Raw genomic sequence first — 22,185 nt, forward strand, 5'->3', positions numbered from 1 at the left:
TGCGTTTCAGAAGAGGCACGGAGCATATCACCGCGCGTCGGCGTCGCCACCGATCAACATGAATAAACGGAACAGCACCACACTCGTAAACAGTTGCAGGAAACTGTGGGCGCTGTCCATCAACAGCCCCAGCAGCGGCGCGGGTTCGGGATACGCCGCCACGCTGGCGCCCTTGAGCAGCCACAGCGGGGTCATCACGCACAGCAGGCACACCAGGATGCGCCAGAAATGCCCACGGGTCAGGCGCAGGCTTTCCTTCATCGCTTCAAGCGCCGACATGCCGCGCAATACCAGCAAGTATTCGGCAAACGCCAGCACCACCATCAGCCACAGGCCCGGCAGAAAGTACAGCGACAGCCCGAGCAGAATCAACAACGTGCTCATGGCGGTCAGCAAAGCGAAGCGCGGCCACATGGCCAGGGCCATGGCCCACACATCCCGGGTGCGTGGCGATTCACCGCGGGTGCGCGCGTCGAGGAACAGGATCAGGGCGCCGGTGTACAACGGATACACCAGTAATCCCACCACCACGCTGTAACCGCTGAAGGCATCCGGGCCCAGCGTATGGTCGAGCACCTGTTGCAACAGGGCTTCGAGGATCACCAGCGGCAGGCACAGCTGGACGATGGCGCCCAGGTTACGCAGGGTAAAGCGGAAGGAGTCGCGCAGCACGTCTAACGGATTCATCAGAGTCATCACAGGCCGAAAAGCAGGGACACACTTTAACCGATAGCCGGCCTGGGCAAGCAAACGTAAACCTTGAGTAAAGACCATTGAAACAATTGGTAACAGCCCCATAACTAGGGCGTACCTTGCCTGATGTCAGGCGGGCCCCTGATTTTTACCGGCAATCTAACGAGGTCGCCATGAACAGCGAAGAACAAACCCTGATCGATGGACTGTTTTCACGGTTGCAGCAAGCCGAGACGGATTCAGCCCCCCGCGACGCCCAGGCCGAAGCGCGGATCAAGGAACACATGACTCGCCAACCGGCCGCCGGCTACTACATGACCCAGTCGCTCCTGGTGCAGGAACACGCGCTGCAAAGCCTGGATGCGCAGAACAAGCAGCAGGCCCAGCAGATCCAGCAATTGCAGGAAGAATTGCAGCGCGCCAAGTCCGCGCAACCGGCCCCGGCCAGCGGCGGTGGTGGCTTCCTGTCGAGCATCTTTGGCGGCGGTTCGCGCGAGGCGCAGCCTGCGCCGGGTAATTCGGGCGGCGGCTGGCGTGAACCGGCGCGGCCATCGTTCAACCCGCCGACGCCGCAGCAGAATTATCAACCGCCGCAACAACCGGCCGCCGCCCCGCCAGCCGGCAGCGGGTTCCTCGGTGGCGCGATGAAAACGGCGGCCGGCGTGGCCGGTGGTGTATTGCTCGCCGAGGGCATCAGCAGCCTGTTTCATCACAACCAGCAGCCGCAGGTGGTGGAAGAGATCATCGAACAACCGGCGCCGGCCAGTGATCAAGGTGGCTGGGGCAACGATGACCAGAAGTTCGCCGGGAATGACAACTGGGGCGCCAACAACACCGATAGCTTCGCCGACAGCGATTATGCCGACGATTCCTCCGCCTTTGGCGACGACGATTCCTTCGTCTGACCCGCTTGACCCGGGGCGCTGCGTCGCCCCGGTCTGATTTTTTCCCGGAAACCTCCCCATGGCTGGCATACTGGCAACCTTTCCGGGCGCTGGCGCCTGGCGGTCATTGAGGAAGTGCGGTGAAGAAAATTGCAGTGTTCGCCGATGTGCAAAACCTCTATTACACCGTTCGCCAGGCCTATGGCTGCCACTTCAACTACGCTGCGCTGTGGGCTGATATCAGTGCCCATGGGCAGATCGTCGAGGCCTACGCCTACGCCATCGACCGTGGCGACAGCAAGCAGCAGCAGTTCCAGCAAATCCTGCGCAACCTGGGCTTTACGGTAAAACTCAAGCCTTACATCCAGCGCAGCGACGGATCGGCCAAGGGCGACTGGGACGTGGGCATCACCCTCGACATCATGGACGCCGCCGACCACGTCGATGAAGTGGTGCTGGCTTCCGGCGACGGGGATTTCGACATGCTGCTCGAGCGCATCATCCACAAGCATGGCGTGCAAGCGGTGGCCTACGGCGTGCCGGGGCTGACGGCCAACTCACTGATACGCGCCGCCAGCCGCTACGTACCGATCGAAGGCGCGCTGCTGCTCAAATAAGCGCGGCGGCTCACTAAATTGTCACACGGAGTTGGAACAGGTTTGGAACGTATAGCGGTCATCGACTTTGAAACCACCGGCATTACCCCGAGCAGCCACTGCCGGGCCACGGAAATTGGCGTGGTCATCCTTGAGCGCGGGCACATTGTCGACCGCTACCAGAGCCTGATGAATGCCGGCGTACGCGTGCCCGGTTTCATTGAACAACTCACCGGCATCAGCAACGCCATGCTGCGCAACGCGCCACCGGCCGAGCGGGTGATGAATGAGGTCAATGAGTTCGTCGGCACCACGCCGCTGATGGCCCACAACGCCGCGTTCGACCAGAAGTTCTGGGACTTTGAACTGGGCCTGATCCGCCGCACCCGCCTGCAGAAATTCGCCTGCTCCCTGCTGCTGGCCCGCCGCCTCATGCCGGCGGCGCCCAATCACAAACTCGGCACCCTTAACAGCTACGCCCAGCTGCCCCATACCGGTCAGGCTCACCGGGCGCTGGCGGATGCCGAGATGGCAGCCAACCTGACGGCGCACCTGGCGCGGGAACTGCGCCAGACCCACGGCCTGCGCGAACTGTCCCACGACTTGCTGTGCACCTTGCAGAAAGTGCCGGCGGCGAAGATCAATGAGCACCTGAAGAAACATCGCGGGTTCTGAACCAGCCACAGTCTCAAGAACACCAAAGATCCAAATGTGGGAGGGGGCTTGCCCTCGATAGCGGTGGGGCAGCTGCAGATAAGCTGACTGACACACTGCCATCGGGGGCAAGCCCCCTCCCACATTGGGTGATGCGTCGCCTATCGAGGCTGTGTGCACTCCAACGCCTGATCCACCACCCCCTTCGCCATCTCCACCAAATGCATCACCGCCCGCTGCGGCGCCTTCATTACCTCACCCGACGCGTGGGCCGTCTCCACCGCGCAATGCAACAAATCCGCCGCATGGGCCAGGGCCTCTTCGAAGCTCAGGTTGTCATTCAGGATAAAAATGGGCGCGTCCGGGGCGGATGCTTTGAGGTAGTAGTCGATGGCACGACGGTGGAGCAGGGCGTCTTCGCTGAGGAAGTCGGGTTTGGACTTGGGTGGGTCGGGGGTGACTTTGACCATGGTGAAACTCCTTGCTGGAAGAAGTTGACACCGTTCGCTTGCACGCGAATTTGGGTGGCAACTGTGCGTAGGTGTGCAAGACCGGGGCAAGGATCCAAACCCAGCAGGCCCGAAGGCCTCCCACGCACAGCCGCCATAACAGGCATATCGGCTGTAGGTTTATTTATGATCTTGCTTGCCATCGGACTTGCACGTCCGGTCACCGAACATTCGATGACAGGGCGAGACTAGCTACCGAATCCGACGGAAACAAGGCTGTGGGATTCTCTCGGAAACGTCCCGCAAATGAAAGGGATCGGTCTTGCTGGCCACTGAAAATCCGTTGGTTTGAGATCGCTTTCCCTTGAGCTCTGAATGGTTGGTAGGCCGAATCCGGTTGTAGCCTAGGACCTTTCTGGTTTTCTCCTTCGTTCATCTATCGCGTCTTACTGCGACCTACCATTCCGTCTGTCATTCACGCACAGGGATTACAGTCATGCAGGAAAGCGATCTTCATACGGCGATCATTCGAAGCAAGCTCGAACTCGAATCAAATGGCATTGATCTGGGGTCAAGTTCAAGCATGGCGTTTCATGTGGGCAACACAATGACAAGCTGCCCGGCAGTCATGGTGTTGCCGAGTTCGCCAGGTTGGCGTCATGGTCCTCATTACCAGTTACTCAAGCCGATTCACGCTGACCCCGCTGTGCCCGATACGACGTTTGATGAACTGTGGAAATGTACACAGCAACACTACGGCCTCACGGCAGCCACAGTTGCCACGGGCGCGGCGGGCATACCGATAAGCAAAATTGCGGTGGGTGCGTGGGTTCACGTCGGCTCCAGCAAAACCACGAACCTGGCTAGCCTGATCGGAATGCGCTTTTTTCCTCGTACATTGATCAGGCAACCCACCATGGCCAGAATGGCAAAAGCAACGTTTGGTACGGTCCGGGTATTTGGCGTCATTGGGCGAGGCATACCCTTCGTTGCTGCCGGGCTTGCAGTCTTTGATCTAGTCAGTATTGGTAAGTGTGCCTATGAAGCGAGAAATGGAAGGTAGCCTGACCCGAGCCGAAATCAGCGAAAAAGTAATTCAGCTGTTCGTGGATATCATCGGTTTCATCGACCAAAGCGATGTGACGGAGCAAACCGATTTCATCCATGACTTCGACATCATTGATGATGACTTGACCTGCTTCGTCATGCAGATCAAGTGGCAGTTCAAGCTGCAAGCGACTCAGGACGATTGGGATCACATTACAACCATCAAGCAGGTAGTCGATTTGATCTTCAGCGCGGCCACTGACGCCATCGGGGGCAAGCCCCCTCCCACATTTTGAAGGTGTTCACACATCAAGTGTGGGAGGGGCTTGCCCCCGATGGCGGCGGGTCAGCCACCACTTTTCCCATTGGCCTCCAACTGCCCCAACGGCACCCGCCGCTCTATTGCGCTGGACAAAATAATCGACGTCTTGCTGAACCCGAATTTCGCCACTCGATTAATCAGGTCTTCCAACTGCGGCATGGTGCCTACCGCCGCCTGCATGATCACGCACGGATCGCCGGTGACCCGATGGCATTCGGTCAGCTCGGGAATTTGCGCCAGGGCGTCGTAGACCTTCTGACTGCCGTGATTGGTCAGCCGTAATTCAATCACGCATTGAATCGGCAGGCCGACTTTGGACAGGTCTACCTTGGCCTGGTAACCGGTGATCACTCCGCTGGCCTCCAGTTTGGCCACGCGCTCGGCCACGGCAGGGGCGGACAGGTTCACCGTACGGGCCAATTGTGCGTAGGAAGCGCGCCCGTCTTCGAGCAGGGCGCTGAGGAGCATGCGGTCGTATTTGTCCATGATAAGGCTCCGGTTACGCCTGGCTTTCGAAAGCATGGTTTATAGCCTTCATAACCATGCTTTGAAAAGTGTATGGGCGCTTTAAACAGGTTTTGTAACTTATGTTTATCCACCTTCGTTTCTAGAATAAGCCTCCCAACTCCTGCCATAGAGCCGCCCAATGCCTGGCCCACGTCGTTTTCCCTTACCGTTGATCGCCGCCTTTTTTGCGTTGTATGTGATCTGGGGTTCCACTTACCTGGTGATCCGCATCGGCGTGGAGTACTGGCCACCGCTGTTGCTGGCGGGGATTCGGTTTTGCACCGCGGGCGTGTTGATGTATGGCTATCTGCGGTGGCGCGGGGTGCCGGCGCCGACGTGGCCGCAGTGGAAGGCGGCCGGGATGATCGGCATTTTGCTGCTCACCGTAGGCAATGGCGGCGTCAGCGTGGCGGAGCATATGGGCGTGTCGTCCGGTGTGGCGGCCTTGGCCGTAGCGACCGTGCCGCTGTTCACCCTGCTGTGCGGTTTTTTCTGGGGCGCGCGTAATACGCGGCTGGAATGGGCCGGGGTGATCCTGGGGATTATTGGCATCGCCATGCTCAATATGGGCAGTACGCTGCAATCGAGCCCATTGGGGGCGGTGTTGCTGTTGATGGCGGCGGCTTCCTGGGCCTTCGGTTCGGTGTGGAGCCGACACTTGCCGCTGCCCCAGGGCGCCATGGCCAGTGCCGCGGAAATGCTGGTGGCCGGCGTGGCGCTGCTGATCGTCAGCACGCTGTCCGGCGAACACCTGCAGGCCATGCCGCCGCTGGAAGGCTGGCTGGCTCTGGCCTACCTGACGGTGTTCGGTTCGATCATCGCCTTCAACGCCTACATGTACCTGCTCAAGCACGTGCGCCCGGCGGCCGCGACCAGTTATGCCTATGTGAATCCGGCGGTGGCGGTATTGCTGGGGATTGTGTTCGTCGGCGAGAGCATTGGCCTGGAAGAGGCCCTGGCGATGCTGGTGATCATCAGTGCGGTGTTGCTGATCAGCTTGCCGCAGTGGCGTAAGCCGAAGCCGGAAATAAGGTAAACTGCGGCGCAATTGCGACCTTGCGCTGAATTTTTCCTACGGTAACTACATGACTTTCGCCACCCTTGGCCTGATCGAACCCTTGCTGCGCGCCCTTGAGACGCTTGGCTACCAGACCCCGACGCCGGTGCAGGCGCAAGCCATTCCGGCGGTGCTGGCCGGTCGCGACCTGATGGCCGCCGCCCAGACCGGCACCGGCAAGACCGCCGGCTTTGCCTTGCCGCTGCTGCAATTGCTGACGATGGAAGGGCCGAAAGTCGCCGCCAACTCGGCGCGTGCGCTGATCCTGTGCCCCACTCGCGAGCTGGCCGAGCAGGTTCACGCCAGCGTCGCCGAATACGCCCAGCACCTGCCGCTGACCACTTACGCGGTGTACGGCGGCGTCAGCATCAACCCGCAGATGATGAAGCTGCGCAAGGGTGTCGACATCTTGGTGGCCACGCCTGGGCGCCTGATTGATCTGTTCCGCCAGAACGCGCTGAAACTCAACCAGTTGCAAACCCTGGTGCTGGATGAAGCCGACCGCATGCTCGACCTGGGCTTCTCCGAAGAGCTGGCGAACATCTACCGCATGCTGCCGAAAAAACGCCAGACCCTGCTGTTCTCAGCCACGTTTTCCGATGACATCCGCCTGCTCGCCGGGCAAATGCTCAATGACCCGCTGAGTATCGAAGTCAGCCCGCGCAACGTCGCCGCCAACACCGTGCAGCAGTGGGTGGTGCCGGTGGATAAAAAGCGCAAGCCGGAACTGTTCGTGCACCTGATGCGCAAGGGCCGCTGGAAACAGGTGCTGGTCTTCGCCAAAACCCGCAATGGCGTGGACGCGCTGGTGGACAAGTTGCAGGGCCTGGGCATCAATGCCGACGGCATCCATGGCGACAAACCCCAGGCGACCCGCCAACGTGCACTGGACCGCTTCAAGGCCAGCGAAGTGCAGATCCTGGTGGCCACCGACGTGGCGGCCCGTGGCCTGGATATCGAAGACCTGCCGCTGGTGGTCAACTTCGACCTGCCGATCGTCGCCGAAGACTACATCCACCGTATCGGCCGTACCGGCCGTGCGGGCAACACCGGCGAGGCGATTTCACTGGTGTGTGCCGATGAAGTGAACATGCTGTCGGCGATCGAGATGCTCACGCGCCAGACCCTGACCCGCAAAATGGAAGCGGATTTCGTACCCGAGCATCGCGTGCCGGATACCGATGCCAGTGGGCAGGTGGTGAAGAAGCCGAAAAAGCCGAAGAAGCCCAAGACATCGGGCGGCGGCGGTAAGCGCAATCTGGGTAAATGGGTGGACAGCGGTGACGTGGCGCCCGCGGAGCCGTCGATCAAGCCGGTGCGCAAGGTGCCGGTTTTCAACACCGGACCGCGTAAGAAGAAGTGATTTTGCGGTGGGGCTGATGGCCTCATCGGGGGCAAGCCCCCTCCCACACTTTGATTTGTGAACACATTCGAAATGTGGGAGGGGGCTTGCCCCCGATGGCGGCCTTGAATCCACCCCACCTCTCAGCTGTCAAGCCATTCCAACAGCCCAAGCCCCGCCGCCCTGCCACTGGCAAAACACCCCGTCAGCAGATACCCCCCGGTCGGCGCCTCCCAATCCAGCATTTCCCCGGCACAAAACACCCCAGGCAATTGCTTGAGCATCAACCGCTCATCCAGTGCTTCAAACGGCACACCACCGGCCGTGCTGATGGCTTCGTCGATGGGCCGCGTCTTGACCAATGTCAGCGGCAACGCCTTGATATCGACTGCCAACTGCGCCGGATCGGCGAAGTGTTCAGCGGGCGTCAGCTCGCGTAACAACGCCGCTTTCACGCCATCCAACCCCAGCTGACTGTGCAAATGCTTGCTCATTGACCGCGACCCACGTGGTTTGGCCAGCGCAGCCTGCACCTTGTCCAGCGGCTTGCTCGGCAGCAGATCGATATGCACGGTGGCGGCGCCGTCACGGTTGATCGTTTCTCGAATCGGCGCCGACAGCGCATAGATCAGGCTGCCTTCGATGCCAGTGGACGTCACGACACATTCCCCCAGTCGAGGCTTATCGTCCCCCAGTCCAATGGCGACATTTTTCAACGGCGCCCCGGCGAATTTGCTGACTATCAGGTTGCTCCAGGCTGACACCTCAAACCCGCAGTTGCTCGGTTGCAGGCGAACGTAAGGCACGCCTTGGCCTTCCAGCAGATTCAGCCAGGCCCCATCGGAGCCGAGGCGGGACCAACTGCCGCCGCCCAGGGCCAACAGCACGGCATCGCTGTGGACAACTTTTTCGCCGTCCGGGCTGTGGATAAGCAGATCACCCTCGGCATTCCAGCCCACCCAGCGATGCCGGGTGTGGATAACCACACCTTGATCACGCAGACGCTTGAGCCAGGCACGCAGCAACGGCGCGGCCTTCATGTCCGTAGGAAATACGCGGCCGGAGGTGCCGACAAAGGTTTGAATGCCCAGGCCGTGAATCCACTCGCATAACGCCTCGGCCCCAAAGCGGCGCAGTAACGGCGCCATGTGCGGTGCGCGTTCGGCATAGCGCGCCAAGAACGCCGTGTAGGCTTCGGAGTGGGTGATATTCATGCCGCCGACGCCGGCCAGCAGGAACTTGCGTCCTACCGAAGGCATGCCGTCGTACAGCGCCACCCGTACGCCCGCCTGGCTCAAGACTTCGGCGGCCATCAGCCCGGCAGGGCCGCCGCCGATAATGGAGACAGAGGGGGGAGAAGACTGAGGCATGGGCAAGGCTACGGTGGTGTGAATAGGCCGAGCATTCTACCCGACGACGGCACGCCTGCCTGATCAAAAAATGTACACTTTCCTACACGCCATACGGTTACTTGCTTGCAGGCCGTTACACTCAAGTTATCCACAGGTGATTCCACAGGCATTGTGGGTAACGCACACATATCAATGACAACCTGATGACGTCCACACACGCTGCGCACTGTGATGCAGGATGCCGTGGCGGCGGGCCAGGGCAGGGCGGTCCTTGCTGTAGCCGCCACCGATCACGCCCATTACTGGAATATCGCGGCCCAGGCAGTGACGCATCACGCTTTCATCGCGGGCCGGCAACGCCGGCATCCGTCAGCTTGAGGTAACCGAGCGCGTCGTCCTTGTGTACATCCACGCCCGCGTCGTACAGCACCAGGTCCGGCTGGTAGAGCGGCAGCAGGTAATTGAGCGCGTCGTCGACCACCTTGAGGTAGTCGTCGTCGCCCATGCCCATGGGCAATGGAATGTCCCAGTCGCTCTGGGCCTTGCGCGCCGGAAAGTTCTTTTCACAGTGCAGCGATACGGTGATGGCATCCGGCGTGTCATGCAGGATGCGTGCGGTGCCGTCGCCCTGGTGCACGTCGCAATCAAAGATCAGCACCCGATTGACCCGGCCGCTGGCCAGCAGGTAATGGCTGATCACTGCCAGGTCATTGAAGATGCAAAAGCCCGCCGGGTAATCGTAATGGGCGTGATGGGTGCCGCCGGCGAGATGGCAGGCGAGGCCATGTTCCAGCGCCTGCTCCGCCGCCAGGATCGAGCCGCCCACCGCGCGCACGGTGCGGCGCGCCAGGGCTTCGCTCCACGGCAGGCCGAGGCGCCGTTGGTCCTCGCGAGACAACTCGCCGCTCATATAGCGTTCGATATACCCGGGATCATGGGCCAGGCCCAGAATCTCCCCCGGGCACAGTTGCGGACGCAGCAACTGGCTGTCCTCGGTCAGGCCGCTGTCCACCAGGTGATCGCGCAACAGGCGAAACTTGTCCATGGGGAACCGGTGGTCCGCCGGGAACTCGGGGCTGTAGTCATCGTGGTAGATCAATGGCAAGGGCATGGGATTTTCTGACGGGAGTCTGCGTCGGATCTTACCAGCGCTGTACACTCACGCACATGGCAAGGGAGGGGGAACCATGGAGCCGATACTGGAATTGGAAAGTGCACGCCTGGTCATGCGCCCATGGCGTGACAGCGACCTGCCGGCCTTTGCGCAGATGTGCGCCGACCCGCAGGTGATGCGCTATTTCCCGGCCAGGTTGAGCCACCTGGAAAGCGCCGCACTGATCGGGCGGATTCGCGGCCATTTTGCCGAATATGGCTTTGGCTTTTGGGCGTTGCAGCGCAAGGACACCGGCGAATTCATCGGCCTTACCGGGCTGCAGAACGTCAGTTTTGAGGAAAGCTTCACCCCGGCGGTGGAAATCGGCTGGCGCCTGGCCCGCGAACATTGGGGCCTGGGTTATGCCAGCGAGGCAGCATGGACCGCATTGCGTTGTGGTTTTGATCGTTTGAGCCTGGATGAAATCGTCGCCTTTACCACCGAAGGCAATTTGCCTTCACAAAAAGTCATGCAGGCCATCGGTATGCATTACGATCCGCAGGCAGATTTTCAACACCCCAAAGTCGCAGCCGATGACCCGCTGCGCGCCCATGTGTTGTACCGCATCACCCGCGCCCAATGGTTGGACACGCTGCACGGATAAGCAGGCGGTCATACTTAATAGAAACCTGTAGGAGCGAGCTTGCTCGCGAAGGACGCAAGCGCGCTGCGGTAAACCAAGAGCGCTGCGTCATCGTTAACGATTTTCGCGAGCAAGCTCGCTCCTACAGGTAGATACCGTTTTGCTTTGAGGAGAGTTTCAATGAGCCAAGTATTGGAAGATCTGGTGGACTTGCTGACCCTGGAGCCGATCGAGGAAAACCTCTTTCGCGGCCGCAGCCAGGACCTGGGTTTTCGCCAACTGTTCGGTGGCCAGGTGCTTGGCCAGTCGCTGTCGGCGGCCAGCCAGACGGTAGAAGAAGCGCGTCACGTACATTCCCTGCACGGTTATTTCCTGCGCCCTGGAGACGCGGCGTTGCCGGTGGTGTATTCGGTGGACCGCGTGCGCGATGGCGGCAGTTTCAGTACGCGCCGCGTCACCGCGATTCAGAAGGGCCATCCGATCTTCACCTGCACGACCTCGTTCCAGTACGACGAAGAAGGCTTCGAGCACCAGACCACCATGCCCGTGGTGGTCGGCCCGGAGAACCTGCCATCGGAGCTGGAGCTGACTCAGCAGCGCGCGCACCTGATCCCCGAGCACATGCGCGACAAGCTGCTGTGCCCCAAGCCCATCGAAGTGCGCCCGGTCACCGAAAAGGACCCGTTCAACCCGCAGCCGTCCGACCCGGTCAAGTACGTGTGGTTTCGCGCCGACGGCGCCCTGGCCGATGCGCCGGCATTGCATAAATACCTGCTGGCCTACGCCTCGGACTTCGGCCTGCTGACCACCTCGCTGCTGCCCCACGGCAAGACCGTGTGGCAGAAAGACATGCAAGTCGCCAGCCTCGACCACGCGCTGTGGTTTCACGCCGACCTGCGCGCCGATGATTGGTTGCTGTATGCCATGGACAGCCCCTGGGCCGGCAATTCCCGTGGGTTTTCCCGTGGCAGCGTGTACAACCGCGCCGGGCAACTGGTGGCCTCGGTGACCCAGGAAGGCTTGATTCGCCATCGCAAGGACTGGGCATGAGCCTGGCCGACGTCCGGCATTGGGTGTTCGACATGGACGGCACCCTCACGGTGGCGGTGCATGATTTCGCGGCCATCCGGGTGGCGCTGGAGATTCCTGCCGAAGACGACATTCTCACGCACCTTGCCGCGTTGCCGGCGGACATCGCGGCAGCCAAGCATGCCTGGCTGCTGGAGCATGAGCGCGAGCTGGCGCTGGGCTCGGTGGCGGCGCAAGGTGCGGTTGAACTGGTGCGCGAGCTGGCCGCACGCGGTTATCGCCTGGGAATTCTGACGCGCAATGCCCAGGAGCTGGCCCATATCACCCTGGAGGCGATTGGCCTGGCGGACTGCTTTGCCATTGAGGATGTGCTGGGGCGTGAGGACGCGCCGCCCAAGCCTGACCCGGGTGGCTTGTTGAAACTGGCGGCGGCCTGGGGCGTAGCACCCCGCGAGATGGTGATGGTGGGGGATTATCGTTTTGACCTGGACTGTGGCCGGGCAGCGGGGACCAGGACCGTGTTGGTGAACCTGCCGCAGAACCCCTGGCCGGAGTTGGCGGATTGGCATGCCGAGGACTGTTCGGCGCTGCGCCGAATGATTTAACCCAGGCAATAGAGATCAACTGTGGGAGGGGGCTTGCCCCCGATAGCGGGCTGTCAGCTAAACATGTGCTGACTGACACACCGCCATCGGGAGCAAGCCCCCTCCCACATTTTTAATCCGGTTTCTTCAGTGAGTGCGGGAACGTTTCTGCTGCGCAGCGTTGTGCCGGATGATCCAGCCCAGGCAATGAAGATCAACTGTGGGAGGGGGCTTGCTCCCGATAGCGGTCTGTCAGCTAAACATGTGCTGACTGACACACCGCCATCGGGAGCAAGCCCCCTCCCACATTTTTAATCCGGTTTCTTCAGTGAGTGCGGGAACGTCTCTGCTGCGCAGCGTTGTGCCGGATGATCCAGCCCAGGCCATGAAGATCAACTGTGGGAGGGGGCTTGCTCCCGATAGCGGGCTGTCAGCTAAACATGTGCTGACTGACACACCGCCATCGGGGGCAAGCCCCCTCCCACATTTTGATTGGGTTTCTTCAGTGATTATGGTGCAAACAACACCTTTTCTCCCTGCGGCGAAGTCAACATCTTATCCCCGTCATGCCCAACCCCTGGCACTTCCACCAACCTGTGACCCAGCTGCGGATGCCGCCGCTTGAGGTAGTCAAAATAGTTGTGCCCGCGAATCAGCCGATACGCGCCCTGGGTTTGGGCTTCGCAGCTTTTATCCAGCGCTGGGTGGTTGGGGTCGGTGTCCTGCTGGCCCAGCAGGTAGGTGATATCGCGTGATACGTAGGCCCGCTCCAACTGTTCGGCACCGTGGTCGCCGGCGTAGGCCGGCAGCTTTTGCATGCCGTATTTCCAGTCATTGAAACCTGGACAATCGGCTATTTCGAACGGCACCGGCCGCTGCGGGCTGAAGTAGGCATAGGACGATGGGTTGGCGACCACATAGCGCAGGCTGATGCCCTCGGTCTCCAGCATCGGGTGAGTGTGGCCGGTGACAGCGAAACGCTGCACCACCTGGCCACCGCCGGAATGCCCGGCGACCACGATTTCCTTGAGCGCCGGGAACAGTGTGCGGCTGCCCAGGTGCTTGATGATCTGGTCGAGGGCGGCAAACGAGCTGATCTGGCCCGGGCCGATTGACGGTTCGCCGGCCATCCAGTCGTTACCCTTCCAATGCAACACCTGATCGCCCAAGTGGTTACGCTTCACATCCAACTGATTGAGAAACTGCGGCGCGATCACCAGCGTGTTGCCGCCAACCCCGGCATGGTTGGCGGCGTCGATGCCGCTTTGCAGGTAGGTCTGCGCATTGCGCAGGCGGCCATGCACGATGATCAGCGCACGAGTGACCTTGGGCAGCGGCTGGCGCCAATCCTGGCTCAAGCCGAGGCTGAGGTCGCCGGCCTCCAGATGAAAACGATCGGGGCTGACCACCTTGACGCTGTGTTCGGCCGCCAGGGTGCAACAGGACACCAACACACCCAGCAGCAACCCCAATCGTTTATTCATTTAGAGACTCTTGGCATTAAAGGTATCGCACTGGGCGATCTGCCCCTGGGCGAAGCCGGTCTTGAACCAGCGCACGCGCTGGGCCGAGGTACCGTGGGTGAACGAGTCCGGCACTACGCGCCCCTGGCCCTGTTGCTGCAGGCGGTCGTCGCCGATGGCATTGGCCGCGTTCAGGGCTTCTTCGATATCACCGGGCTCCAGCCAGTTCAGGCGTTTTTGGGCGCGGTTGGCCCACACGCCGGCAAAGCAGTCGGCTTGCAGTTCCTGGCGTACCAGCAAGCCACCGTCGCCTTGCATGGGTCGACCTTGCTCGCGCGCGGCCTGGATCTTGGACGAAATACCGAGCAGGGTTTGCACGTGATGCCCGACTTCGTGGGCGATCACATACGCCTGGGCGAAATCGCCGGCGGCCTGGAAGCGTTGCGACATTTCCCGGAAGAAATCCAGGTCCAGGTACACCTGCTGATCCGCCGGGCAATAGAACGGGCCGCTGGCCGCGGTGGCGCCCCCGCAGGCGGAGTTCACCCGGCCACGGAACAGGATCAGTTTCGGGTTCTTGTAGGCCAGGCCGTTTTCCTGGAATACCTGGCCCCAGGTGTCTTCGGTATCGCCCAGCACGGCGCGGACAAAGTCGGCCTGCTCATCGTTGGCCGGCGGCGCCTGGCGCGACTGTGGCTGCGTGCTGACCGACGGCGCCTGTTCCATCTGGCCGGTCAACTGGCCGAGGATCTGCATCGGGTCCTGGCCGGTGAGCCAGCCGATGCCGACGATCAGCACGATAGCGGTGAGGCTCAGGCCCTTGCCGCCACCGAAGCGCATACCACCGCCACCGCCACCGCCGCGGCTGTCATCGCGGGCATCGACCACGTTGTCGCTGCGTCGGCCTTTTTTCCATAGCATGGGGCAATCCTCTTGTTAACGGTCCGGCAAAAATATGGATGGAGTATGGTCGTAGTTAGCGGCAATAGCCTTCGCCGGCAGCCACAATCAGGCAGTCTTTTTTATCTGCCAGCCACTTCAGGCCCGTGGCGGCGCCGTCCCCGGCACGCAGCAACTGGGGGCCGTCGGGGCGAGTGAAGGCGATGCCTTCGTCGGTTGCCTGGCCCTTGAATGTGCCGGAAGCATCGGCATCCAGGCCATATTGCATGGTCAGGAGGTAATGACCGCGGCCGATGCTGTCGTCCTTGGCGATGTTCAGGTTCAAGCCTTCGACGCCGATCCACTTGCCCACCCATTTATCGGTTGGCGGGGTCTCGGGCACCAGGGTTGCTTGCACGGAAGCGGGTGCAGGCTTTGGTGCTTCCTTGGGGGTCTTGTCACAGGCAGAGAGCAGGGCGAGGGCAGACAGGGCAAACAGGATTTTTTTCATATCGGCAGGGCCTTGGTTAAAAAGTGTGCAACGCTGGGGCGTGCGTGCAGCGTTGGACTCAAATCCACTGATTTAGTGCGCTGTTCGCCCGGTGTTTGGTTATGCTCTTGGGGCAGACACAGGCCCGGCTGCTAGATTACTAGGTTGAGTGCTATCGCGTTCCGCTCGACATACAAGAGAAATCAATGACTGTCAGTACCCCGCTTTCCGGCGTCAACCATCCCTTCAAAGGCATTCTGCTGATTGTGCTGGCGACGTTTCTGTTCTCCAGCCACGACGCCTTGTCCAAATACCTGGCCGGGTTCTACCCGATCGTGATGGTGGTTTGGGCGCGTTACATGGTGCACACCTTGTTGATGGCGGGGATTTTCCTGCCGCAATCGGGCCTGCGCGTGCTGCGCAGCAAACGCCCGGGCATGCAGGTGGTGCGGGCGTTGTGCCTGTTGGGCACCAGCCTGTTCTTCACCACGGCGCTGCATTACATCCCGTTGGCGGAAGCCACGGCGGTGAACTTCCTCGCGCCGATCCTGGTGACGGCGCTCTCGGTGCCCTTGCTCGGCGAGCACGTCACACGTGGCCAATGGCTGGCGGTGATCTGCGGGTTTGTCGGCGTGGTGATCATCATTCATCCGGGCGGTGAGTTGTTCACACCGGCGGTGCTGCTGCCGCTGTGCTCGGCGTTGTTCTTCTGTTTCTACCAACTGCTCACGCGCATTCTCAGCCAATACGACAGTCCCACCACCAGCAACTTTTTCGCCGGCCTGTGCAACACCTTGGTGATGAGTGCGATGGTGCCGTTCTTCTGGCAGGTGCCCACCCTGTGGCATGGCGTGATGATGCTGGCGCTGGGCACCTGTGGGATGACCGCGCACTTGATGCTCACCCAGGCGTTCCGCTTCGCGGCGCCGGCCTTGCTGGCGCCGTTCGGCTATTGCCAGATCGTGTTTGCGGGGTTGTTGGGTTGGCTGGTGTTCAGCCATACCCCCGACACAACCACCGTGGTCGGCATCGGGGTGATCTGCATGAGCGGGTTGGCCGCTGCCTGGCAGCAGCGGCGTCGGTAAATTAAACGTCTACCGTAGGAATCTTGCGCGGCGCCATGAAGTACATCCAGGTCAGCGCAATGAAATACATCGCCGGAATCAGGGTGAACAACACGGTGTAGTTGTTGTGGGTCACGGTGAGGATGTGGCCGACGATCTGGGTCATGAACATGCCGCCGATGGCCGCGCACATGCCGCCGAAACCGAACACCGTGCTCATCATGTGCTTGGGCGTGTAGTCCATCACCAGGCTCCAGATGTTGGCGGTCCAGGCCTGGTGCGCGCCGATGGCCAGGGAGATGGCGAACACCGCGACCCACAGCTGGCTGGAGCCGGCCGCCATGATCACGCCGACGATGCAGCAGGCGAACAACAGCATCGACAGCAGCCGTGCCTTGATCGAGTTCATCCCGCGCCCGATCAGGAACGAGGACAGGATGCCGCCGCCCACACTGCCGAAGTCGGCGGTGAGGTAGATGATGATCAGCGGAATGCCCATCTGCGTCACGTTGATGCCCAGGTTGTATTGCTGGTTCAGGAACGGCGGCAGCCAGTACAGGTAGAACCAGAACACCGGGGCGGTCAGCGAGTAGGCCAGGGCGAAGGCCCAGGTGCCGCGCATGCGCAGGATGCGGCTGAACGGCACGCGGGGTTGTTCCGGCTCGACTTCCTGTTGCACGTAGTCCAATTCCGATTGTTTAACGCTGGGATGGTCTTCCGGGTTGTAGTACTTCAAGCCCCAAAGCACCAGCCAGATACCACCGAGCGCGGACATGCACAGGAACGCCGCCTGCCAGCCCCACACGTGCAGGATCAACGGCAGCAGCATGGGCGTCATCATGGCGCCGACGTTGGTGCCGGCATTGAAAATGCCTGTAGCCACTGCGCGTTCGCCAGCGGGGAACCAAAGGCGCGTGGTTTTCACACAGGCAGGGTAGTTGGCCGCTTCGGTCAGCCCGAGGATGAACCGGCAGACCATGAAACCGAGCGCCGAAGTGGCCAGGCCGTGGGCACCGGTGGCCAGGCTCCACAGCAGTACCGCGCAGAAAAACACGCGCTTGACGCCAACCCGGTCGATCAACCGGCCCTGCAGCACAAAGCCGATGGCGTAGCCGACCTGGAACCAGAAGTTGATGTTGGCGTAGTCCATCGCCGTCCAGCTCATTTCCTTGGCCAGAATCGGTTGCATCACGCCCAGGGCGGCGCGGTCGATGTAGTTGAGGGTGGTAGCGAAGAACACCAGGGCCAGCATGCCCCAGCGGGTTTTACCCACGGCCAGGGCGCCGCGGATCTTGTCGCCGATGCCGGCGTGCGGTGTGCCGGGGCGCGTGGCCAGGGCGGGATTTTGCAGAGGCATGAGGTCGTACCCGTTTTTGAAATTTTTATGGTGAGATCTGGGTCTTGATGCAAGGTCGATGGTGCGCAGTGGTTAAAAAGTCGTCAATTCGCCAAAGGGGCATAGTGTTCGATAATCGCACCAAAAACTAACCGGTTCGTACATTTTAATTGCCGCGTGTAGGCTGGGGGCGAATAATTTGCCATAAACAACAATTGCCGGGAGTGACCCATGCAACGTTCCATCGCTACCGTGTCGTTGAGCGGCACCCTGCCGGAAAAGCTCGAAGCCATTGCCGCCGCCGGGTTTGATGGCGTTGAGATTTTCGAGAACGACCTATTGTATTACGACGGCAGCCCGCGCGAAGTTAGACAGATGTGCGCCGACCTCGGTATCGCCATCACTTTGTTCCAGCCGTTCCGCGACTTTGAAGGCTGCCGCCGTGACCGCCTGGCCCGTAACCTGGAGCGCGCCGAGCGCAAGTTCGATTTGATGCAGGAGCTGGGCACCGACCTGGTGTTGGTGTGCAGTAACGCCTCGGCCGATTGCGTGGGCGATGAACGCATCCTGCTCGATGACCTCAGCCTGCTGGCCGAACACGCGGGTCGCCGTGGCTTGAGAATCGGCTACGAAGCGCTGGCCTGGGGCAAGCATGTGAACACCTGGCAACAGGTGTGGAACCTGGTGCGCCAGGTGAATCAGCCAAGCCTGGGCGTTTTGCTCGACAGTTTCCACACCTTGTCCCTCAAGGGCGATCCGAGTGCCATCGCCGAGATCCCCGGCGACAAAATCTTCTTCGTACAAATGGCCGACGCGCCGATCCTGGCCATGGATGTACTCGAGTGGAGCCGGCATTTTCGCTGCTTCCCCGGCCAGGGCGAATTCGATCTGGCAGGCTTTCTTGCGCCGATCATCCAGAGTGGCTACACCGGGCCTTTGTCCCTGGAGATTTTCAACGACGGCTTTCGCGCCGCGCCGACGCGGGCCAACGCGGCGGATGGTTTGCGCTCGTTGCTGTACCTGGAAGAGAAAACCCGTCAGCGCCTGGCCGCGCAACAACCTGCCGCGCCCGTGGATATCCTGTTCGAGACGCCGGCGGCCAGCGAATACGACGGCATCGAATTCCTCGAGTTTGCCGTGGATGAAAGTCTCGGCGCCAAGCTCACGCATTGGTTGGAGCGCCTGGGCTTTGCCAAGGCCGGCCAGCATCGCTCCAAGAATGTGAGCCTGTTGCGTCAGGGCGATATCAACCTGATCCTCAATTGCGAGCCCTATTCCTTTGCCCACAATTTTTTCGAGGCCCATGGGCCGTCGTTGTGCGCCATGGCGATGCGGGTCAACGACAGTGCCAAGGCATTGGAGCGAGCGGTGGCCTACAAAGGCCAGCGCTATCGCGGCCTGGTTGGGCCCAACGAACTCGAGCTGGCCGCCGTGCGTGCGCCGGATGGCAGCCTGATCTACCTGGTGGACCGAAGCGAAGGCGGGCTCTACGACACCGATTTCAACCTGCAGCCCGCGACTGCCGCCAGCGGCGGCTTGCTGCGCATCGATCATATGGCCATGGCCCTGCCGGCCGACAGCCTCGACAGCTGGGTATTGTTCTACAAGAGCCTGCTGGATTTTGAAGCCGACGACGAAGTGGTGCTGCCCGATCCCTATGGTCTGGTCAAAAGCCGCGCATTGCGCAGCCGCTGCAGTTCGATTCGCCTGCCGCTGAATATTTCCGAGAACCGCAATACTGCCATTTCCCACGCGTTATCGAGCTACCGCGGCTCGGGCGTGCACCACATTGCCTTCGATTGCGCGGATATTTTCGCCGAAGTGCGCCGGGCCAAGGAGGCCGGCGTGCCGCTGTTGGACATCCCGCTCAATTACTATGACGACCTGGCCGCACGCTTTGATTTCGACGATGAGTTTCTCAGCGAATTGGCGTACTACAACGTGCTGTACGACCGCGACGCCCAGGGCGGTGAGCTGTTTCACGTCTACACCGAAGCCTTCGAGGGCCGGTTTTTCTTTGAGATCATCCAGCGCAAGAACGGCTATGCCGGCTATGGCGCGGCCAACGTGGCCGTGCGTCTGGCGGCAATGGCCAAGTCGCGCAGCGGTGCGGTGCGCCAGGCACGTTTATAACGGCAGTCGGGGTGCTTCCTTCGGGGAGCGCCTCGGCCCATAATCGGGCCTGCATAAAAACGCCGTGAGCGCACCATGACCCTGACTCCCGACCTCTCTGCCGTGTCAGACGCACCGCGCAAGAGTCGCAAGAACAATCCGGAAAAGACCCGCGAGAATATTCTCCAGGAAGCCGTTGTCGAGTTTGTTCAGCAAGGCCTGTCCGGCGCCCGCGTGGACGCCATTGCCGAGCGCATCCACACCTCCAAGCGCATGATCTATTACTACTTCGGCAGCAAGGAGCAGCTCTACGTCGAGGTGCTGGAGAAGCTCTACGGCGATATCCGCAACACTGAAACCCGCATGAACCTCACGGCCCTGGAACCGCGCGAAGCGATTCGCCGGCTGGTGGAGTTCACCTTCGACCACCATGACCAGAACGTGGATTTCGTGCGCATTGTCAGCATCGAAAATATCCACAACGCCGAGTATGTGAAACGCACCAGTACGATCAAGGACATGAACAGCAAAATCCTTGAGAGTCTTGGCGAGACCTTGCGTCGAGGCGCTGAGATGGGGCTGTTTCGTGAAGGGTTGGAGCCCCTGGATGTCCACCTGTTGATCAACTCGTTCAGTTTTTACCGCGTATCCAACCGCCATACGTTCAGCGAGATTTTTCAGATCGAACTGTCGGATGAGGCGATCAAGCAGCGGCATCGCGCGATGATCTGCGAATCGGTGTTGCGCTACCTTCAGGCCTGAGAACACGTGATTTCAGGGCTGAGTGCAATCAATGTGGGAGGGGGCTTGCCCCCGATTGCGGTCTGTCAGATGAGCATGTGCCACTGATACACCGCTATCGGGGGCAAGCCCCCTCCCACATTTTTGCTCCGGTTTCTACTGCTGGCTATTCATGCTCTGGAAGTGCGCCAGCATCCGGTCTGCATCCGCCGCCGCGCCACTGAATAATCTCAAATGCTTTCACCGCCTGAAGCACCGCCATTTCACGGCTGAGTGCAATCAATGTGGGAGGGGGCTTGCCCCCGATTGCGGTCTGTCAGTTGAGCATGTGCCGACTGATACACCGCTATCGGGGGCAAGACCCCTCCCACATTTTCGGCCCGGTTTCTACTGCTGGCTATTCATGCTCTGGAAGTGCGCCAGCATCCGGTCTGCATCCGCCGCGGCGCCACTGAACAACTCAAACGCCTTTACCGCCTGAAACACCGCCATATTGCCGCCATCCAGGGTACGGCAACCCAGGGCGCGGGCGTCATGCAGCAATTGGGTTTGCAGCGGGAAATACACGATTTCCGCCACCCACAGCCCGGCGTGCAATAACCCGGCCGGCACGGGTGTGCCGGGCAGCTTGGCCATGCCCATCGGCGTGGTATTGACCAGACCCTGCGCCTCGGTCACGGCGTTGGCCAAGTGGCCGCCGACCTGGGCGCGACCTTCGCCAAAACGCCGGGCGAGGTTATCCACAAGCTCGCGGGAACGGGCGGTGTCCACGTCGAAAATGCTCAGCTGTTCCACGCCCTCGGCCAGCAGCGCGTGCGCCACGGCCGCGCCCGCACCGCCGGCGCCCATCTGCACCACGCGCTGGCGTGGCACATCATTGAAGTTGCGCCGAAAACCTTCGGCGAAGCCCAGGCAATCGGTGTTATGGCCGATGCGCTTGCCGTCTTTGAACACCACCGTGTTAACCGCGCCAATGCCCCTGGCCTCGTCGGACAATTCATCCAGCAACGGCAGGATTGCTTGCTTGCACGGGTAAGTAATGTTCAGGCCGGTGAAGTGCATCTGTTCAGCGGCACGCAGCAGGTCGGGCAGGGCATGGCTGTCCAGGCGCTGCACCTCCAGATCGATCAGGCGATACAAATAGCGCAAGCCCTGGGCGTCACCTTCCTGTTCATGCAGGGCGGGCGTGCGCGAGGCCTGGATGCCGGCGCCGATCAGGCCGGCGAGAACGCGGGGTTTCATCAGGCGCATCCTTTCAACGAGTGGCTGAAATGCTCCAGGGCCAAGTGGTAGCCATGGCTACCAAACCCGGCCAGTACCGCCTTGGCGATGGGCGAGACAAAGGAGTGATGACGAAACGCCTCACGGGCATGCACGTTGGATAAATGCACTTCGATCACCGGCACTTCGCTGGCCACCAGCGCATCGCGAATCGCTACCGAGGTGTGGGTCCAGGCCGCTGGATTGATCACGATCCCGGCGCAACGGGCGCGGGCCGCGTGAATCCAGTCGAGCAATTCGCCTTCATGGTTGGTTTGGCGAAACTCAATGCTCAGCCCGAGCTTTTCGGCGCTGCGGCCACACAGGGCGGCGATGTCAGCCAGGGTTTCGTGACCGTAAGTGGCGGGCTCGCGGGTGCCGAGCAGGTTCAGATTGGGGCCGTTGAGCACCAGCACGATAGGCGGCATAGAGAGGTCTCCACAGTTTTTATTGGTTGTGGAGATAAAATGTACTGAATGGTTAGTTTGGTCAATGAATGGCGGTAGATGTGTTCGATTATCGAACCGTTAATCAGCACGGCAGCTTCTGCTGAAGTGTTACGCCGGATTGCAGAGTGAACACGATTTG

Annotated in this window: 23 protein-coding genes and 1 pseudogene; 13 read left to right on the plus strand and 11 right to left on the minus strand. The window is 60.9% G+C overall.

All coding sequences use genetic code 11. From position 1 onward, the window contains the following. Positions 1-27: 27 nt before the first annotated feature. Complete coding sequence (locus tag BFQ04_RS18740) at positions 28-687, minus strand: YciC family protein (RefSeq protein ID WP_065952085.1); 660 nt, start codon at positions 685-687, stop codon at positions 28-30. A 179-nt stretch (positions 688-866) separates the two neighbouring features. On the opposite strand from BFQ04_RS18740, the gene BFQ04_RS18745 reads away from it, so the two are divergent. From BFQ04_RS18745 to BFQ04_RS18755, 3 genes are all read left to right on the plus strand, one after another. After that, a complete protein-coding gene (locus tag BFQ04_RS18745) occupies positions 867-1,598 on the plus strand; it encodes a DUF2076 domain-containing protein (protein WP_065952086.1) in 732 nt (243 codons plus the stop codon). 119 nt (positions 1,599-1,717) lie between these two features. Continuing rightward, complete coding sequence (locus BFQ04_RS18750) at positions 1,718-2,194, plus strand: LabA-like NYN domain-containing protein (RefSeq protein WP_057724933.1); 477 nt, start codon at positions 1,718-1,720, stop codon at positions 2,192-2,194. A gap of 42 nt (positions 2,195-2,236) precedes the next feature. Beyond that, entirely contained in the window at positions 2,237-2,848 is a 612-nt protein-coding gene (locus BFQ04_RS18755; RefSeq protein ID WP_057724934.1) for a 3'-5' exonuclease, read from the plus strand. A 140-nt stretch (positions 2,849-2,988) separates the two neighbouring features. On the opposite strand, the gene BFQ04_RS18760 is transcribed toward BFQ04_RS18755, so the two are convergent. Next, on the minus strand, positions 2,989-3,297 hold the full coding sequence (locus BFQ04_RS18760) for a DUF6124 family protein (RefSeq protein ID WP_065952087.1): 309 nt from the start codon (positions 3,295-3,297) through the stop codon (positions 2,989-2,991). Positions 3,298-3,772: 475 nt separating this feature from the next. Here BFQ04_RS18760 and BFQ04_RS18765 point away from each other — a divergent pair, with 475 nt between their 5' ends. Together BFQ04_RS18765 and BFQ04_RS18770 are read left to right on the plus strand one after the other, a co-directional pair. After that, positions 3,773-4,339 carry a hypothetical protein gene (locus BFQ04_RS18765; protein WP_065952088.1) on the plus strand — a complete coding sequence of 189 codons (567 nt, stop codon included), beginning with the start codon at positions 3,773-3,775 and terminating at the stop codon, positions 4,337-4,339. After that, entirely contained in the window at positions 4,329-4,619 is a 291-nt protein-coding gene (locus BFQ04_RS18770) for an acyl carrier protein (RefSeq protein ID WP_065952089.1), read from the plus strand. The genes BFQ04_RS18765 and BFQ04_RS18770 overlap by 11 nt, the downstream gene beginning before the upstream one ends. Positions 4,620-4,669: 50 nt before the next feature. Here the strand turns inward: BFQ04_RS18770 and BFQ04_RS18775 are convergent, their stop codons facing one another. Further along, complete coding sequence (locus tag BFQ04_RS18775) at positions 4,670-5,131, minus strand: Lrp/AsnC family transcriptional regulator (protein WP_065952090.1); 462 nt, start codon at positions 5,129-5,131, stop codon at positions 4,670-4,672. Positions 5,132-5,291: 160 nt separating this feature from the next. Here BFQ04_RS18775 and yedA point away from each other — a divergent pair, with 160 nt between their 5' ends. Both yedA and BFQ04_RS18785 read left to right on the plus strand, forming a co-directional pair. Then, the gene (gene yedA, locus BFQ04_RS18780) at positions 5,292-6,188 is read left to right on the plus strand and encodes a drug/metabolite exporter YedA (protein ID WP_065952091.1); all 897 of its coding nucleotides are present in this window, start codon (positions 5,292-5,294) and stop codon (positions 6,186-6,188) included. A gap of 49 nt (positions 6,189-6,237) precedes the next feature. Beyond that, positions 6,238-7,572 carry a DEAD/DEAH box helicase gene (locus BFQ04_RS18785; RefSeq protein ID WP_065952092.1) on the plus strand — a complete coding sequence of 445 codons (1,335 nt, stop codon included), beginning with the start codon at positions 6,238-6,240 and terminating at the stop codon, positions 7,570-7,572. Between the two features lie 122 nt (positions 7,573-7,694). Here BFQ04_RS18785 and BFQ04_RS18790 read toward each other — a convergent pair whose 3' ends face one another. Together BFQ04_RS18790 and BFQ04_RS18795 are read right to left on the minus strand one after the other, a co-directional pair. Then, entirely contained in the window at positions 7,695-8,921 is a 1,227-nt protein-coding gene (locus BFQ04_RS18790) for a TIGR03862 family flavoprotein (protein ID WP_065952093.1), read from the minus strand. A gap of 171 nt (positions 8,922-9,092) precedes the next feature. After that, a pseudogene (locus tag BFQ04_RS18795) lies at positions 9,093-10,014 on the minus strand (histone deacetylase). Between the two features lie 76 nt (positions 10,015-10,090). On the opposite strand from BFQ04_RS18795, the gene BFQ04_RS18800 reads away from it, so the two are divergent. The 3 genes from BFQ04_RS18800 to BFQ04_RS18810 all read left to right on the plus strand — a co-directional run bounded on the left by BFQ04_RS18800 (position 10,091) and on the right by BFQ04_RS18810 (position 12,273). Continuing rightward, positions 10,091-10,660, plus strand: a complete 570-nt coding sequence (locus BFQ04_RS18800) for a GNAT family N-acetyltransferase (RefSeq protein WP_065952094.1) — start codon at positions 10,091-10,093, stop codon at positions 10,658-10,660. A gap of 159 nt (positions 10,661-10,819) precedes the next feature. After that, positions 10,820-11,689 carry an acyl-CoA thioesterase II gene (gene tesB, locus BFQ04_RS18805; protein ID WP_065895199.1) on the plus strand — a complete coding sequence of 290 codons (870 nt, stop codon included), beginning with the start codon at positions 10,820-10,822 and terminating at the stop codon, positions 11,687-11,689. Further along, complete coding sequence (locus BFQ04_RS18810; RefSeq protein ID WP_065952095.1) at positions 11,686-12,273, plus strand: HAD family hydrolase; 588 nt, start codon at positions 11,686-11,688, stop codon at positions 12,271-12,273. The genes tesB and BFQ04_RS18810 overlap by 4 nt, the downstream gene beginning before the upstream one ends. A 488-nt stretch (positions 12,274-12,761) precedes the next feature. Here the strand turns inward: BFQ04_RS18810 and BFQ04_RS18815 are convergent, their stop codons facing one another. From BFQ04_RS18815 to BFQ04_RS18825, 3 genes are read right to left on the minus strand one after another with little or no spacing between them, the layout of a single operon-like run. Then, positions 12,762-13,736 (minus strand): hypothetical protein, encoded by a 975-nt coding sequence (locus BFQ04_RS18815; RefSeq protein WP_065952096.1) that lies wholly within the window; start codon positions 13,734-13,736, stop codon positions 12,762-12,764. Then, on the minus strand, positions 13,737-14,636 hold the full coding sequence (locus BFQ04_RS18820) for a KPN_02809 family neutral zinc metallopeptidase (RefSeq protein WP_065952097.1): 900 nt from the start codon (positions 14,634-14,636) through the stop codon (positions 13,737-13,739). Between the two features lie 55 nt (positions 14,637-14,691). Then, a complete protein-coding gene (locus tag BFQ04_RS18825) occupies positions 14,692-15,105 on the minus strand; it encodes a lipoprotein (protein WP_065952098.1) in 414 nt (137 codons plus the stop codon). A 185-nt stretch (positions 15,106-15,290) separates the two neighbouring features. Here BFQ04_RS18825 and BFQ04_RS18830 point away from each other — a divergent pair, with 185 nt between their 5' ends. Further along, a complete protein-coding gene (locus BFQ04_RS18830) occupies positions 15,291-16,169 on the plus strand; it encodes a DMT family transporter (protein WP_065952099.1) in 879 nt (292 codons plus the stop codon). A 1-nt stretch (position 16,170) separates the two neighbouring features. Here the strand turns inward: BFQ04_RS18830 and BFQ04_RS18835 are convergent, their stop codons facing one another. After that, positions 16,171-17,505 (minus strand): MFS transporter, encoded by a 1,335-nt coding sequence (locus BFQ04_RS18835; RefSeq protein WP_065952100.1) that lies wholly within the window; start codon positions 17,503-17,505, stop codon positions 16,171-16,173. A gap of 210 nt (positions 17,506-17,715) precedes the next feature. Here BFQ04_RS18835 and quiC point away from each other — a divergent pair, with 210 nt between their 5' ends. Both quiC and BFQ04_RS18845 read left to right on the plus strand, forming a co-directional pair. Then, complete coding sequence (gene quiC, locus BFQ04_RS18840) at positions 17,716-19,617, plus strand: 3-dehydroshikimate dehydratase QuiC (RefSeq protein ID WP_065952101.1); 1,902 nt, start codon at positions 17,716-17,718, stop codon at positions 19,615-19,617. A gap of 75 nt (positions 19,618-19,692) precedes the next feature. Further along, positions 19,693-20,358 (plus strand): TetR/AcrR family transcriptional regulator, encoded by a 666-nt coding sequence (locus BFQ04_RS18845; protein WP_065933063.1) that lies wholly within the window; start codon positions 19,693-19,695, stop codon positions 20,356-20,358. Between the two features lie 366 nt (positions 20,359-20,724). On the opposite strand, the gene BFQ04_RS18850 is transcribed toward BFQ04_RS18845, so the two are convergent. Next, entirely contained in the window at positions 20,725-21,579 is an 855-nt protein-coding gene (locus tag BFQ04_RS18850) for a shikimate dehydrogenase (protein ID WP_065952216.1), read from the minus strand. Then, positions 21,579-22,025, minus strand: coding sequence for a type II 3-dehydroquinate dehydratase (gene aroQ / locus BFQ04_RS18855; protein ID WP_065895204.1), 447 nt, complete (start codon positions 22,023-22,025; stop codon positions 21,579-21,581). The genes BFQ04_RS18850 and aroQ overlap by 1 nt, the downstream gene beginning before the upstream one ends. Positions 22,026-22,185: the final 160 nt, after the last annotated feature.

This window comes from Pseudomonas sp. 37 R 15, from assembly GCF_900004865.1.
In the GTDB taxonomy this organism is placed as follows: Bacteria; Pseudomonadota; Gammaproteobacteria; order Pseudomonadales; family Pseudomonadaceae; genus Aquipseudomonas; species Aquipseudomonas fluorescens_AM.